Annotated in this window: 16 protein-coding genes; 5 read left to right on the forward strand and 11 right to left on the reverse strand. The window is 69.8% G+C overall.

Annotated elements, in window-relative coordinates; translation table 11 throughout:
- Positions 1-6 precede the first annotated feature (6 nt).
- Positions 7-444 (reverse strand): helix-turn-helix transcriptional regulator, encoded by a 438-nt coding sequence (locus WFJ17_RS08310; RefSeq protein ID WP_251439926.1) that lies wholly within the window; start codon positions 442-444, stop codon positions 7-9.
- A 105-nt stretch (positions 445-549) separates the two neighbouring features.
- Here WFJ17_RS08310 and WFJ17_RS08315 point away from each other — a divergent pair, with 105 nt between their 5' ends.
- Positions 550-1,134, forward strand: coding sequence for an HdeD family acid-resistance protein (locus WFJ17_RS08315; protein WP_251439929.1), 585 nt, complete (start codon positions 550-552; stop codon positions 1,132-1,134).
- Positions 1,135-1,191: 57 nt separating this feature from the next.
- Here the strand turns inward: WFJ17_RS08315 and WFJ17_RS08320 are convergent, their stop codons facing one another.
- Positions 1,192-1,956: an SDR family oxidoreductase gene (locus tag WFJ17_RS08320; protein WP_251439932.1), complete on the reverse strand. Its 765-nt coding sequence runs from the start codon at positions 1,954-1,956 to the stop codon at positions 1,192-1,194.
- Between the two features lie 135 nt (positions 1,957-2,091).
- Between WFJ17_RS08320 and WFJ17_RS08325 the strand changes: the two genes are divergently transcribed.
- The 4 genes from WFJ17_RS08325 (at position 2,092) to WFJ17_RS08340 (ending at position 4,891) form a co-directional block, all read left to right on the forward strand.
- Entirely contained in the window at positions 2,092-2,568 is a 477-nt protein-coding gene (locus WFJ17_RS08325; RefSeq protein WP_336648140.1) for an NfeD family protein, read from the forward strand.
- 21 nt (positions 2,569-2,589) lie between these two features.
- Positions 2,590-3,582, forward strand: a complete 993-nt coding sequence (locus tag WFJ17_RS08330; protein ID WP_336648141.1) for an SPFH domain-containing protein — start codon at positions 2,590-2,592, stop codon at positions 3,580-3,582.
- Complete coding sequence (locus WFJ17_RS08335) at positions 3,579-4,352, forward strand: glycerophosphodiester phosphodiesterase family protein (RefSeq protein WP_336648142.1); 774 nt, start codon at positions 3,579-3,581, stop codon at positions 4,350-4,352. The genes WFJ17_RS08330 and WFJ17_RS08335 overlap by 4 nt, the downstream gene beginning before the upstream one ends.
- Positions 4,353-4,507: 155 nt before the next feature.
- Positions 4,508-4,891: an RNA polymerase-binding protein RbpA gene (locus WFJ17_RS08340; protein ID WP_251439945.1), complete on the forward strand. Its 384-nt coding sequence runs from the start codon at positions 4,508-4,510 to the stop codon at positions 4,889-4,891.
- On the opposite strand, the gene lnt is transcribed toward WFJ17_RS08340, so the two are convergent.
- Genes lnt through WFJ17_RS08385 form a run of 9 tightly spaced genes read right to left on the reverse strand, consistent with a single transcriptional unit; the run spans position 4,888 to position 14,685 of the window.
- Entirely contained in the window at positions 4,888-6,453 is a 1,566-nt protein-coding gene (gene lnt / locus WFJ17_RS08345) for an apolipoprotein N-acyltransferase (protein WP_336648143.1), read from the reverse strand. The two genes, WFJ17_RS08340 and lnt, sit on opposite strands and share 4 nt — an antisense overlap.
- A gap of 17 nt (positions 6,454-6,470) precedes the next feature.
- Positions 6,471-8,945 (reverse strand): DEAD/DEAH box helicase, encoded by a 2,475-nt coding sequence (locus tag WFJ17_RS08350; protein ID WP_292887036.1) that lies wholly within the window; start codon positions 8,943-8,945, stop codon positions 6,471-6,473.
- A complete protein-coding gene (gene tatC / locus WFJ17_RS08355) occupies positions 8,942-9,697 on the reverse strand; it encodes a twin-arginine translocase subunit TatC (protein WP_336648193.1) in 756 nt (251 codons plus the stop codon). The genes WFJ17_RS08350 and tatC overlap by 4 nt, the downstream gene beginning before the upstream one ends.
- A 59-nt stretch (positions 9,698-9,756) precedes the next feature.
- Positions 9,757-10,038 (reverse strand): Sec-independent protein translocase subunit TatA, encoded by a 282-nt coding sequence (gene tatA, locus WFJ17_RS08360; RefSeq protein ID WP_292887033.1) that lies wholly within the window; start codon positions 10,036-10,038, stop codon positions 9,757-9,759.
- A gap of 37 nt (positions 10,039-10,075) precedes the next feature.
- Positions 10,076-11,062 carry a helix-turn-helix transcriptional regulator gene (locus tag WFJ17_RS08365; protein WP_251439972.1) on the reverse strand — a complete coding sequence of 329 codons (987 nt, stop codon included), beginning with the start codon at positions 11,060-11,062 and terminating at the stop codon, positions 10,076-10,078.
- A complete protein-coding gene (locus WFJ17_RS08370; protein ID WP_336648144.1) occupies positions 11,062-12,048 on the reverse strand; it encodes a helix-turn-helix transcriptional regulator in 987 nt (328 codons plus the stop codon). The genes WFJ17_RS08365 and WFJ17_RS08370 overlap by 1 nt, the downstream gene beginning before the upstream one ends.
- Positions 12,049-12,960, reverse strand: a complete 912-nt coding sequence (locus WFJ17_RS08375; protein ID WP_336648145.1) for an FKBP-type peptidyl-prolyl cis-trans isomerase — start codon at positions 12,958-12,960, stop codon at positions 12,049-12,051.
- 10 nt (positions 12,961-12,970) lie between these two features.
- Positions 12,971-14,008 carry a tRNA (adenine-N1)-methyltransferase gene (locus WFJ17_RS08380; protein WP_374208764.1) on the reverse strand — a complete coding sequence of 346 codons (1,038 nt, stop codon included), beginning with the start codon at positions 14,006-14,008 and terminating at the stop codon, positions 12,971-12,973.
- Positions 13,999-14,685 (reverse strand): HAD family hydrolase, encoded by a 687-nt coding sequence (locus tag WFJ17_RS08385; RefSeq protein WP_336648146.1) that lies wholly within the window; start codon positions 14,683-14,685, stop codon positions 13,999-14,001. Before WFJ17_RS08385 ends, WFJ17_RS08380 begins: the two co-directional genes overlap by 10 nt.
- Between the last annotated feature and the right edge of the window lie 68 nt (positions 14,686-14,753).

Below are 14,753 nucleotides of genomic sequence, written 5' to 3' on the forward strand. Positions count from 1 at the left end.
CTCACGCTACGCGGGCGGATCCGCGGACGCTTCTCGATTCCTGATCGGTCGCGTCGCCTGCTTCTCGATCCAGGAGGGGATCCCCGGTCCCAGTCCCGGGTCGGCGCGATAGCGGCTCGGCGAGACCCCGACGAGCTCGCTGAACCGGGTGCTGAACGTACCGAGGGACTGGAACCCGACGGCGAAACACGCCTCGGTGACCGTGACGTCTCCGCGCCGCAGCAGCGCCATCGCCCGCTCGATCCGCCGGGTCATGAGATAGGAGTACGGGGGCTCTCCGTAGACCAGCTTGAACTGACGGCTCAGGTGGCCTGCCGACATGTGCACTCCGGCAGCGAGGGCCTCCACGTCGAGAGGACGCGCGTACTCGCGGTCGATGCGGTCCCGGACCGAGCGGAGCGCGGCGAGGTCGCGCAGGCGATCCTCGTCGGCGGTCGGGCTCATCCCCCGATCCTCGCACGACGGCGCGGGTTCACCGACCGGTCCCCCGGGCCGCGGTACAATGAGGCCATCCCCGATTCCCAGGGATTACTCAGAAAGGGTCCCCTCATGTCCGAAGCAGTTGCCGAAGCGAAGAGCCTGGTGAAGTCACTTCGCGTCTTCCTCGCCGTGTCCGGTGTGATCGCGCTGATCGCGGGCATCGTCATGCTGGTGTGGCCGGTCAAGACCGCCTTCGTCCTCACCGGAATCATCGCCGCCTACCTGATCGTCGCCGGTGTCGTGTACATCGGGCTCGGCATCTTCAGTGCCGGCAAGTCCGGATGGGCGCGCGTCGGTCACATCGTGCTCGGCCTCCTCTACATCGTCGCCGGCGTCATCGCGTTCACGAACATCCAGACGGCAGCGATCGCGTTCGCGCTCGTGACCGTGATCTTCATCGGAGTCAGCTGGATCTTCGATGGCGTCGTCTCCCTGACCCTCATGGGTCAGGACGGCTCCAAGACCTGGACGCTCATCTACTCCCTGCTCAGCATCGTCGCCGGCATCGCGGTGATCAGCCTCGGGCTCGCCGCCGTCCCGTTCTTCTGGCTGTTCCTCGCCATCTCGCTCGTCGTGCTCGGCATCGCGCAGATCGTGCGTGCGATCACGATCGCCAAGGACGCGAAGGCCGTCGCGGAGGCCGCCGGCCTCTGACCGGATACGAGAAGGGGCCCGGCGCGCAAGCGTCCGGGCCCCTTCTGCGTCTGCGGGCTACTCCGCTCCGAAGCCGCTGACGTCGCCGATGAGGCGGGTGTGGTCCGCCGGGACCGGGTCGATCGCCGCCTGCGCCACCTCGGCGGCGAACTCCGACACGTTGTAGAGACGCCCCGCCGACTCGCGGCGCTGCGAGATCGCGCCGGGGTTCGCACGCTCGAGAAGGGTCGCCGTGATGGTGCCCTCGATCATGTCGCCCGACACGACCACGAACTCGAGGCCCTTCGCCTCGATCGCGGGGATCAGCTCGCGCAGGGCGTCCTCTCCGGCGCGCTTCGACAGAGCGACCGGCTCGTACTCCGGCATCGTCGGCGTGGTCCGGATGAAATGCGCCTGGTGGCTCGTGACGAAGACGATGCGTCCGCCCTCGCGGAGCACCGGGAGCGCCGTCTCCAGCACGTTGACCTGCGCATCGCGGTTCAGGCGCAGGGCGTAGTCCTCGCCCATGTTGGCCTCCATGCCGCCGGACGCGTTGAGGACGAGGACGTCCAGACCGCCGAACTCCGCCTGCACCGCCGCGAACATCTCCGCGACCGAGTCGGGATCGGTCAGATCGGCGCCGACGACGAGGGCGCGACGGCCGAGGGCGCGGACCTCCGCCGCGAGCTTCTCGGCGCGGGGGGCCTTGTTGCGGAAGTTGATGACGACGTCGGCCCCGGCCTCGGCGAAGTAGCGGATCGTGTCGGCGCCGATGCCGCGCGAGGATCCGGTGACGAGGGCGACCTTGCCGGTCAGCGAATCGGCGGGAAGGGTCTGAGACACGGGAACTCCTCGGAGGGCGTGCGCCGGGGCGCGCGGATGGGACGGAATCACCCTACCAATCCGCATGATTCCGCGGCGCGGGACACGGATGCGCCCTTCGGGCTCCGTGATAGGTTGGCAAAAAGAAGGGGCGGTATGGACACGATCCTGCAGATGTTCCAGGACTGGGCGTGGATCGGCTGGCTGGTCCTCATGGTCCTGTTCTTCGTCATCGAGATCTTCACGCTCGACATGACCTACCTCATGCTCGGACTGGGCTCGGCCGTCGGCCTGCTCTCGACCCTCACGGGCTGGCCCGTGTGGGTGCAGGTGATCATCGCGGCCCTCGCCGCGGTGCTGCTCATCTTCCTGCTCCGCCCGCCGCTGCTGCGCCGCCTGCATCGCGGCGAGGATCAGACCCGTTCCAATGTGGATGCGCTGATCGGCCTGCACGGCACGGTGCTGCTGGAGGTGACCTCCCTCATGGGGCAGGTCAAGCTCAGCAACGGCGACACGTGGACCGCGCGACTCGCGTCCGACTCGCCCGTGCTCGCTCCCCTCTCCCCCGGCGCACCGGTGCGGGTCGAGCGGATCGAGGGCGCCACCGCATACGTCCGTTCCGCCCACGACTAGGAGAAACAGGAGCAGCCCTTCATGGACAGCGCATCCTTCATCCCCACCGCCATCGGCTGGATCCTGGCGATCGCCGTCATCATCTTCGTGCTGGTGACCATCGCGCGATCGGTCAGGATCATCCCGCAGGCCACGGCCGGCGTCGTCGAACGCCTCGGCAGGTACCACAAGACCCTCATGCCGGGTCTGAACCTGCTGGTGCCGTTCATCGACCGCCTGCGCCCGCTCATCGACATGCGCGAGCAGGTCGTCTCCTTCCCGCCGCAGCCGGTGATCACCGAGGACAACCTCGTGGTCTCCATCGACACCGTCGTCTACTTCCAGGTGACCGATGCGCGGGCCGCGACCTACGAGATCGCGAACTACCTCGGCGCCGTCGAGCAGCTCACCACCACCACGCTGCGCAACGTCGTCGGCGGTCTGAACCTCGAGGAGGCGCTGACCAGCCGCGACAACATCAACGGCCAGCTGCGCATCGTGCTCGACGAGGCCACCGGGAAGTGGGGAATCCGCGTCGGCCGGGTCGAGCTCAAGGCCATCGACCCGCCCGTCTCGATCCAGGACTCGATGGAGAAGCAGATGCGCGCCGAGCGCGATCGTCGCGCCGCGATCCTCACCGCGGAGGGCACGAAGCAGTCTCAGATCCTCGAGGCCGAGGGTCAGCGGCAGGCGGACATCCTGCGCGCCGAGGGCGAGAAGCAGGCCGCGGTGCTGCGCGCCGAGGGTGAGGCCGAGGCGATCCAGAACGTCTTCAACGCCATCCACCAGGGGCAGCCCGACGACAAGCTGCTCGCCTACCAGTACCTGCAGATGCTCCCGAAGATCAGCGAGAGCGCGTCGAGCAAGCTGTGGATCATCCCCAGCGAGTTCACGGAGGCTCTGAAGAACTTCGGCGGGGCGTTCACGCCGGGATCGGGCGGATCCACGCCGTTCACCCCGGCCTCTCCCGCCGTCCCGACGACGCGGGCCGCCGCGTCCGCCGCCGTGCCCCCGGCCTCCGACGGCTTCGCGTGACACACCCCTATTTCCAGGGCGCACCCGTGCCCCGAGTCCTCGCTCACCGCGGTCTGGTGGGCGAGGACTCGTCTGTGTTCGACAACTCCGCCCTGGCGCTCGCCGCCGCGGATGCGGCCGGAGCCGTGTACGTGGAGACCGACTGCCGGGCGACGGCCGACGGCGATGCGGTGCTGTTCCACGACGAGACTCTGCAGAGACTGCTCGGGGATCCGCGCCCGGTCGCCGAGGTCACCACGAAGGAGCTCGCCGCGCTCTTCGCCGCGCACGGCGGCCTGCTCACCCTCCGCGAGGCGCTCGAGGCCTTTCCGGCCCTGCGCTTCAACGTGGACGTGAAGGCGCGGGCTGCGGCCGCGGATGTCGGACGCGCTGTGGCCGCCGACGCGCACCGCGTGCTGCTGACCAGCTTCGACGATCGCAACCGTCTCGCGGCACTGGACGCGGTCCGTGCGACGGGTGCCGAGCTGCTCCCGGCCTCCTCGGGAGGTCGCGCCGCGATCGCCCGGTTGCGCCTCGCTTCGACGGCAGGGGCGACCCGGTGGTCCCGGCGGATCCTGCGCGGCCTCGACGCGGTGCAGATCCCCGAGAGGTTCGGCGCGCTGCGGGTCTTCACCCCGGGCCTCGTCCGCGCCGTGCACGATGCGGGGGCTGAAGTGCACATCTGGACGATCAACGACCCGGAGCGGATGCGGTCCCTGATCGCCGCCGGCGCCGACGGCATCGTGACGGATCGCGCCGATCTCGCGATCAGGACGCTACGTCCGAGCTGACACGCGGTCCCGCATTCTTGCGTACCCGGTGCCAGGCAGCACGCCCTCCGGGCGCGGGGCTGGGTATCGACTGTGAAAGCGTTCATGGTTTGCTCCCTTCGCATCTTCTGCACAGCCCGGGCCGCTATACCTGAGGGCGACGAGAGGACCACACAATGGCAGATCGCAGCCTTCGAGGAATCCGACTCGGCGCCCAGAGCCTTCAGAGCGAAGAGGGCGTCGTCTTCATGGAACGCCAGCAGACCGCATACACCTGCGACTCCTGCGGCCACGTGACGACCCTGATGTTCGCGGCCGACGCCGAGCCCCCCACGACGTGGGAGTGCCGTGCGTGCGGCGCAGAGGCACGCCTGCAGGTCGACGGCAAGTCCGTCGAGGTCGAGGACAACGGCGACAAGGGCGGCCGCACCCACTGGGACATGCTGCTGGAGCGCCGCACCCGTGCCGAGCTCGAGGAGCTCCTGGAGGAGCGCCTCGCCTTCATCCGCGCCCGCCGCGGCGCGGGTGAGGATCCCACCCGCGAGCGGATCGGCGCCTAAGTCCTGTCCCGCCGCCGGCTCCCGATGCCGGCGACCACGACGACGAGCAGTCCGCCCCAGAGCAGGACCTGTTCGATCCAGGGCCCGAGCACGACACCCGCCGTCGCCCCGGTGCGCAGTTCGACGTCTTCGAGCAGCGCACCGGGGCGATCCTCGTTCAGCGATGCCTGCGTGGATCCGTCGGCGCGGATGACCTGGCTGGTTCCCACCGTCGAGATGTTCACGACCGAGCGACCCGTCTCGACCGCCCGCATGCGGGCGATGGCGAGCTGTTGCAGGTTCTCGACCGTGCCGCGGAAGTCCGCGTTGTTCGTCTGGAACACCAGTACCTGCGCGCCCCCCTGGATGCCCTCGGCGATCAACTCGTCGTAGATGACGTCGAAGCAGATCGCGAGGCCCACCGGCGTGCTCCCGACGCGCACGACGGGTGCATCGCTGCCCGGCGTGTACTCCCGGCCGATGAGACCGATCAGATCGGGCACGATCGCATTGAAGAACCCGCGGTCGGGCACGTACTCGCCGAACGGCACCGGGTGCCGTTTCGCATGCGTCTGGACATCCTCGCGCGCGAGCGGGGGGTGGGGTCCCTGAGGCCACAGGAACGAGGTGTTGTAGAACAGCTCGCCCTTCTGCGTGGCTGCGTTCGCCAGGACGGGGGCGCCCACGCGGGCGGCGACCTCGTCGAGTCCGGCCGCGAGCTCGGGGTACTGGAACGGGTCTCCGTCCAGCCCGCCCTCGGGCCACACCAGCAGGTCCATGCCCTTGCCGTAGAGCGGTGCCGTCGCCTCGGTCTGGGCGTTCAGCACCGACAGCGGCTCACGCTGGTCGAAGTACCCGGTCGGGCCGTTCCCCTGCACGGCGCCGATGCGCATCGAGCCGTTCGCCGTGGTGGGGAACGCCGGCAGCACCACGAGGACGATCCCGAGGACGACCGGCGCGACGAAGCCGAGCGCACGCGGCCGAGAGCCCGCACGCGCGAGCTCCACGACGAGAGCGACCAGCAGCACCATGAGGAACCCCAGTCCACTGATGCCGATCCAGCTGCTCACTCGAGCAGCGGCCGTGTCGGCGAGGGTGTACGCGATCCGCGCCCAGGGGAAACCGCCGTACGGCCAGTTCCCGACGAAGAGCTCCCGACCGATCCAGAGCGCGGCCACGGTCACCGCGAGCAGCGCCGTGCGGGCGTACGACGGCAGCGGCAGCCTCGGGATCCAGCGATAGGCCAACGTGATCGGCACCAGCGCCGCAGCGGTCAGAGCGGCCTCCAGCAGGGCGAGGGCGAGCCATGGGATCGGCCCCAGATACCTCGCGGTCCACGACACCAGGATGAGGAAGAACACCGCACCGTAGACGAGGCCCACCAGCAGCGCCGACCACGCGCGGCGGCCGATGAGCGAGACCAGCAGCAGACCGACGGCGGGGAACGCGGCGAACCAGAGCGAGATCGCGGGGAATGCCAGGGTCAGCAGTCCGCCCGCCGCGGCGGCCGAGATCAGTGCGGCCCAGAGCGGCAGGACAGGCGCGGTGCGGACGGCGCGCAGCGGAACGGAGCGATCGGTCATGCGGGTGCGGTCGCCGGTCACATCGAGGAGTAGGCGACGATGCCGCGGCGCACGCCGTCGAGAGCGGTCCGTGCGGTGCGGGCCGTCTCGGCGTTCGGCGCGACGATGGACAGCTGATCCAGCAGATCGATGGTCTGCTTCGCCCAGCGCACGAAGTCGCCGGCGGCCATGTCGGCGTCCTCCAGCACCGCGTCGAGCGAGCTTCCCCGGGCCCAGGAGTGCATCGCCCCGGCGAGGCCTGCGGAGGGGCGGTCGGATCCGGGCAGCCGGTGCTCATGCTCGAGATCGTCGAGCTCGGCCCACAGCTCCTGCGTGCGCTCCCACGCGATGCGGAATCGTCCGCGCGGCAGATCGCGCGGATCGACGGAGCCGTCGTCGCGCCGCGGCTCGTAGACGAGGGCGCAGGCCATCGCCGCGAGCGACGGCGCGTCCAGGCCGTCCCAGAGGCCTCGCCGCAGCGACTCCGCCACGAGGAGGTCGCGTTCGCCGTAGATCCGCTGCATCGTGCGCCCGGCGTCCGTGAGGGTCAGGGCGTCGCCGCGCCCCTCCACGTATCCCACCTCGGCGAGCACGTCGAGGACACGATCGAACACGCGCGCGACCGTGCCGGTGCGATTCTCGATCTGCCTGCGGATGCGGTCGGTCTCGCGCTTGAGCTTCCAGTAGCGCTCCGCCCAGCGCGCGTGCATCTCGCGGTCCGGGCAGCGGTGGCACGCGTGCCGCTGCATCGCGCGGCGGAGGCCCTCGATCTGCCGCAGACGCTTCTCGCGCACGGCACGCGGCGCCTGCTGGTCGGCGCGGTTCTTCTTCTCCAGATCGCTGAGCTCGCGACGGATGCCGGAGTACTCCGCGAAGTCGCCGCGATCGCAGGTCATGGAAGAGAGGTAACCCGCGAGCGATGTCTCGGCCTCGCGCACGTTGCGGGCGAGCCCCACGACTGCGCGGTCCGCCTGGAACTGGGCGAAGGACGATTCCAGCACCTCGCGGGACCTGTCCCGCCCGAACCGGTCGAGCAGGTTGACCGCCATGTTGTAGGTGGGGCGGAAGCTCGAGTTCAGCGGGTAGGTGCGCCGGGAGGCGAGGGCGGCGACCGCCTGCGGATCCATCCCCTCCGTCCACTGCACGACCGCGTGTCCCTCGACGTCGATCCCCCGCCGGCCCGCGCGACCGGTCAGCTGGGTGTACTCGCCGGAGGTGATCGCGACCCGCGCCTCGCCGTTGAACTTCTCCATGCGCTCCAGCACGACGGTGCGCGCCGGCATGTTGATCCCGAGCGCCAGGGTCTCCGTGGCGAACACGACCTTGAGCAGACGCTGCTGGAAGAGCTCCTCGACGATCTCCTTGAACGCCGGAAGCAGCCCGGCGTGGTGCGCCGCCACTCCCCGCTCGAGGTTGTCGAGCCATTCCCAGTACCCGAGCACCGCGAGGTCCTCGTCGCGCAGCGTGCGCACGCGGTCCTCGACGATGGCACGGATCTCATGCCGCTCCTCCGCGGTCGTCAGCCGCAGGCCGGAACGGCGCACCTGCGTGACGGCGGAGTCGCAGCCCACGCGGCTGAAGATGAAGAAGATGGCGGGGAGGAGGTTGGCGCGATCGAGCAGATCCACGACCTGCGGCCGGTCGAGCCGCTCGATGCGGCGCACGTTCGCCGAGCGCACGGGACGTCTGCCGCCCCGCTGCGGCCGCCGGCCCTGCGCGCCCGCATGGCGCGCGCTCCGGTACTGCTGGGCGTCGCGGTTGCGCTCGTAGTTGGCGCCGCCGAAGGAGCGGATCCGCAGCAGCTCCTGATTGACCTGGGCCGTGGCGATGCCCGCGCGATCGTCGAACAGCGGCAGCAAGTCGTCGCGCACGAGCACGTGCTGCTCCAACGGCACCGGCCGGGTCTCGGAGACGATGACCTCGGTGCCGCCGCGGACCGTGTCGAGCCAGTCTCCGAACTCCTCGGCGTTGGAGACCGTGGCGCTCAGGGCCACGAGTCGCACGCTCCGCGGGAGGTGGATGATGACCTCTTCCCAGACCGCGCCCCGGAACCGGTCGGCGAGGTAGTGCACCTCGTCCATGATCACGTAGCGGAGGTCGTCGAGAGCGCGCGAGTCCGCGTAGATCATGTTGCGCAGCACCTCGGTGGTCATCACCACGATGCGCGCGGAACCGTTGATGTTGACGTCGCCGGTGAGCAGCCCCACCTGATCCGCGCCGTACACGTCGACGAGCTCGCGGAACTTCTGGTTCGACAGCGCCTTCATGGGCGTCGTGTAGAACGCCTTGTCGGACGGCGTCGACATCGCCAGATGGATCGCGAACTCCCCGACGATCGTCTTGCCCGCCCCCGTGGGCGCGGCGACGAGCACGCTGCTGCCGCGCTCCAGCGCATGACAGCCCTCGATCTGGAAGGGATCCAGCTGGAAGCGCTGCATGGCCGCGAAGGCAGCGGTCGCGGGATGGTCCTGAGCGGCGCGGGCGGAGGCGTATCGGTCCGCCGGCGACGTCATACCGTGGGCTCCTCGAGGAACTCCTGCTGGCGCTTGTGCTTGCGCCGGTCGAAGAGCAGCGAGAGGCAGGCCGCGGCGAAGTAGAGCACGATCAGGATTCCGGCCAGCATGAGCATGCTGACCACATCCGCCGCCGGGGTCGCGAGCGCCGCGAACAGGCACGCGATGAGGATCGCGATCCGCCAGGCTTTCAGGATCGCCCGTCCCGACATGATCCCGGCGAAGTTCAGCGCCACGAGGAAGACGGGGATGATGAACGAGACGCCGATGACGATCATCAGCTTGAACACGAAGTCGTAGTAGTCCTGCGCGTTGTAGAGGTTCTGGGCGCCCTCGGGCGTGAACCCCGCCATCAGCTCGATGATGTGCGGCATCACGAGCACGCCGACGTAGCACCCGGCGAAGAAGAGCGGCACCGCGGACGCGACGAAACCGATCGTGTAGCGGATCTCCTTCTTCGTCAGACCCGGCATGATGAAGGCCCAGATCTGCCACAGCCAGACCGGCGCGGAGAGGAAGATGCCGATCGAGAACGCCATCCGCATGCGGAGGTCGAACGGCGCCGTCACCGAGGAGAACGTGAACCCGACGAGGTCCTTGCCGCGCTCCTCTGCGACCTGCCGGATGGGGCCGGTCACGAAGTGCAGGATCGGATCCGTGATGAAGAACGCGATCACCATGCCGAGCACGAGTGCGCCGGCGGCGATGACGAGCCGTCGGCGCAACTCGATCAGATGCCCCGCGAGGGGCATGGTGCTATCGCGACGCGGCTTGCGGCCCTTCGTCGCGGGTGACACGTCGGTCACGCCTGTCAGCGCTGAGTACCGGCGTCGTGCGGCGGGGTGACGGCGGTGGTGTCAGCAGAGGCGTTCTGAACGGGCGTCGGCAGCGCGGTGGTCGCCGGCGCCTGCGGCGCGGCGGCTGCGGCGTCGCTGGCCGCGTCCTCGTCCTTCATGGCCTTCATCTCGCCCTTGAAGACACGGGCGGACTGGCCCATGCTCTTCGCGAGCGCAGGAAGCTTCGCCGCGCCGAACAACAGCAGGATGACGGCGAGGATGATGACCAGATGCCATCCGTTGAGTCCGGCGAACATGATGATCTCCCTTGATGGTTCGGGTGTTCCGCACAGTCTACCGTGACTGCGGGGTGGTTTGTTCGGGGTACAGCGCAAGAGCCGCCGTGGCCCATTCCCTGGCCGCGCAGCGTGCGCCGGACGGCTCGAGGATCTCGACCGCGCCGCCGAAGCGGGCCGCCAGTCTCTTGAGGCTGAGGGGGTCGCCGACATGCAGGGTCGCCGTCATCGTATCGCCTTCGACCACCGCGTCAGCGCGACGCAGGTAATCGCGCAGCAGCGGCGCCAGGCGCGCCGGGAAGCGGATCACCGCCTTGTCGCTGTCCCCGTCACCGGCGAACAGCTCGGGAACGGGTTCGTCGCCGTGGGTGATCGGGATGTCGGTGAGACGCGGCTCGCTCACGCGATCGAGATGGAAGGTGCGCATCGCGCGCCGGAGGTGGCACCAGCCCTGCAGATACCACTGCCCGTTCGTGATGAGCACCGTGACCGGGTCGACCGTCCTGGTCGTGGGCGCGGAGTCCGGGGCTCGATAGGTGAACGCGACGGCGACGTGCTCCTTGAGCGCGGTGGCGACGACGGTGCGGACCGCGTCGACCGGTCCCGGCGCGACGATGACCTCGGCCGGAAGACCCGCCGCACCGCGCGAGAGCTTGGCGATGAGTCCCTGCACGACCGCCGAGGAGGCGACACCCGGCACGGCCGATGCCAGCTGGAGCCCCGCGACGAGGGCCGCCGCCTCGCGGGCGGTGAACTTGGGCACCCGGCGCAGCCCCACGTCGTTGGTGATCTCGATGATCCCCTGCTCGTCGAGGAGGTCCCAGTTGATGTCGAAGAGCTCCTGCGGCGCCTGCCAGTAGCCCTCGTCGCCGGGAAGGCCGATGACCGTGAGCTTCTCGACCATCGCCCGCATCTGCGCCTCGGACATGTCGAACTCCGCCGCGGCCTCGGCGAGGGAGACCTCGCCGCGCTCGAGCAGATACGGCACGAGCGTCAGATACGCGCGCACCCGGTCGGAGCTCAGCAACGGCTTGCGCTGTGCCATCACGCGCCGCCCTTCGTGTCGATGTGCGTCGCCGCGGCGGCACGCAGACGAGCGACGACCGCGTCGCGGAGCTCCTCGGGTTCGACCACGCGCACCTCCGGACCGTAGGAGGCGAGCTCGTCCGCCAGGATGTGCAGGTCGACGTAGGGCACCCGGATCCCCTGCACGGCGGGTTCGGCGCGCCGTCCGAGGCGCAGAGCCGCTTCGGTGCCCGGAGTGAGCTCGAGCAGCGCCGAATGCGCCGCGGCGACGGCGCCCAGGCTCGACAGCGCCCGCTCGCCCGCCCCCTCGCGCAGCTCCGCGGGGAACGTGTCCGCGCTGACCGTCACGTCACCCACGATGCGGGTCAGCAGGAACATCCGATCGCCGTCGGCGTCGATGTCGCGTCCGAACACGTGCCAGCGCGCCTCGTACTCGACGAGGGCGAGCGGCTGCACGCGGCGCCGGCGAGGCGACTCCTCCCCCGGCTTCAGATAGTCGAAGGAGACGGCGACACTGCGCTCGATCGCGCCCTGCAGCGGCGCGAAAGCGGCATCGCGCGCTGTGATGCGCGGCGCGAATCCGATGATGGGCTCATCCACGTCGATGCCCAGCGCGCGGATCTTCCGCACGCCGGCCTGCGCATCGGCGGACAGCGACTCCTCGCTCCAGACGCTCCCGGCCAGACGCAGCACCGCGAGCTCCGCAGGGGTGAACTCGATGTCGACCGGAAGGTCGTATTCCGCCTTCGGAATGCGATATCGGGCCTCGCGGAGATCGTTCGGGTCCGCGTGGTCGCCGAGCGTCTCGATAGGGATGCCGAGGGCGCGCAGCTCGTCCTTGTCGCGCTCGAACATCTTGTCCAGCGCGTCGGCCCTGCCCTCCGAGCGCTGCCGGTAGCCGGAGACCGACGCCAGGATCTGCTGCTTCGTCAGGCCGATCTCCGTCGCCATGAGCGCCACGACGAGGTTCGTCAGGCGCTCCTCCGCGGGGATCCGTGCCGCCATCTACTGCCCCGAGGACAAGGATGCGGAGGTGTCGACGCCGAGGATGTCCACGACGATCGCCTGGGTGCCGTTGCCGTCCGCGCCGGTGCTCTGGTTCGCGTCAGCGGGCGGGATCACCAGGAGCACCTGGGATCCGACGGTCTGGCCCTCCAGCCCGGTCGCCGAGATGGCCACGGACTGCGCGTCCCACGTCGACTTGAGCACCTTCCGGGTGTCCCAGTCCACGCTCGTCAGCTGCACCCGCAGGACGTCGTCCTTGGTCACCTTCGCACCGGTGCCGCGGATGAGGGTCTGCGTGACCTGCTTGGCGGGCTTCTTCGCGTCGGGGATGATGATGCCGGGGCGCCCGTCGGGCGCGCGAACGACCGTCGGAAGCCCGAGCGCGTCGTTGTACACCAGCGATCCCTCGGCGTGCGGGAGGAACACCTTCTGCACATCGACCACCGCGACCGCTCCGCCCTCGGCGACCGTGCCCGCGGGGAAGCCGACCAGCAGGCGGGAGCCCGCGGTCGCGCAGCCCAGCGCATCGCCGATCGTCTTGAGCTGACCGTCCCACGTGTTGATGTCGGCGACCTGGGTCGAGCCGTCGAAGCTGGTGCTGCCGAGAGACTGCCCCGTCTTCGCGTCGTACAGGGCGACGTCGATGACGATCGGCTGGTTCTTCTCCGTGATCGCGGATCCGGTTCCGGTGATCAGATCGTCGACGCTCGACTTCTGCACCTTCGTCGGCGTCGCGAAGCTCACCTCGGGGGCCTTTCCGAAGTCCCCCTTCACCGTCACGGAGTTGGTGAGCACGGACGAGGTCGCCTTCGACGAGCAGGCCTGCCCCGCGAACGAGGGTCCGGCGGAGCAGCCGGCCAGCGCGAGGGCGGCGAGGCCGAGGGTGATCAGAGCAGCGGCAGTCTTACGCACGCGCTCCAGTCTATGCGGACGGATCCCCGTCCTCGGCCTCTTCCGCACCCGCGTCGCCCGCGGCGGCGAGACGGGCGCCTCCGGCGGCCCGCTGGGCCTCGCGGACGCGCTTGCGGAGGTTCTTGTCGGTGATCTCGCGGTCGCCCACGGCACCCGGGGTCCACAGCTCCACGTCCTCGTCGCCGTAGCTGGGCTTCTTCGCCGCGCGGCGCTTCACATCGGGCGGGATCGCCCCCGGAGCGAGCCGTCGCGCGGTGATCAGGAAACCCGTGTGCGCCACCATCCGATGGTCCGGACGCACGGCGAGTCCCTCGACGTGCCAGCCCCGCACCATGGTCTCCGACGCCTCGGGCTCGGTGAACAGGCCCGTCCCGCGGACGTACTCCGCGACCCGGGAGAGCTGCGTGGCCGTCGCGACGTAGCAGAGCACGACGCCGCCGGGCGCCAGAGCCTCGGCGACGGCGTCGATGCACTCCCACGGCGCGAGCATGTCCAGCACCACCCGATCGACCGTGCCGGACGCGAACTCGCCGGGAAGCTGCTCCTGCAGGTCGCCCACGACGATCCGCCAGGACTCGGGGAGCTCACCGAGGAACGTCTCCACGTTGGCGCTCGCGACCTCGGCGAAGTCGTCCCTCCGCTCGAAGGAGACCAGGCGGCCGCTCGGGCCGATGGCACGCAGCAGCGACAGGGACAGCGCGCCGGATCCGACGCCCGCCTCGACCACCGTCGCACCGGGGAAGACATCGGCCTGGGTCACGATCTGCGCCGCATCCTTCGGATACACGATGGCGGCACCGCGCGGCATCGACATGACGAAGTCGCGCAGCAGCGGACGCAGGGCCAGATACTCGTTGCCCGAGCTGTTCTCCACCACGGACCCGTCGGGCAGCCCGATGAGATCACGGTGACGCAGCACCCCGTGGTGCGTGTGCAGCTCGCCGTCCTCGCGCAGGGTGATGGTGTGCATCCGCCCCTTGGGACCGGTCAGCTGAACCCGGTCGCCCTCGCGGAACGGGCCGCTCGGCCGCTGCGCGGTCACAGCGATGCCTCCGTTCGGATGGAGCGCGCTCGCGCGAACTCCGCGGCGACGTCGTCGACGCCGCGACCCGAGAGCGTCTTCCAGAGGGCATCGGCGCCGAGACCGTCCAGCTCCACGATGTGCGGGACGCCGATCGCCACGGCGCGCGCGGAGAGGGCCGACTGCAGTCCGGTGGGCGAGTCCTCCAGCGCGACGGCATCCGCGATGTCGATGCCGAGCGCATCCGCCGCCTGCAGATACGGATCCGGGAAGGGCTTGGGCCGCTCGACGTCGTCGCCGCCCACGACCACGTCGAAGGCATCGAAGCCGATGAGCGAGACGATGTCCTCGGCCATCCGGCGCAGGGACATGGTGACGAGCGCCGTGGGGACGCCCGCCGCACGGAGCTCGCGCAGCAGCTCCCTCGCGCCGGGCCGGAACGGCACGCCGTCCTGCTGCAGACGCACGCGCACGCGCTCGGTGAGCTCGTCCACGATCTCCTGGGCGCCCATCTTCACCCCGGCGCCCTGGAGGATGATCGCGCTGTCGATCAGACCGTTGCCGACGAGCTGGAGCGCCTGCTCGTGGGACCAGGTGCCGCCGAACGACTCGATGAGGTCGGTCTCCGCGTCCATCCAGTACGGCTCGGTGTCGACAAGGGTTCCGTCCATGTCCCAGAGGACCGCGCGAGGATGCTGATTCACTCCCCCATCGTACCGGCGTGCCGCCTCGCGCCCGGCTGCGGGACTAGCCTGGACGGAACACGCGGCAC

It is taken from the genome of Microbacterium sp. MMO-10 (assembly GCF_037148715.1).
Taxonomy (GTDB): domain Bacteria; phylum Actinomycetota; class Actinomycetes; order Actinomycetales; family Microbacteriaceae; genus Microbacterium.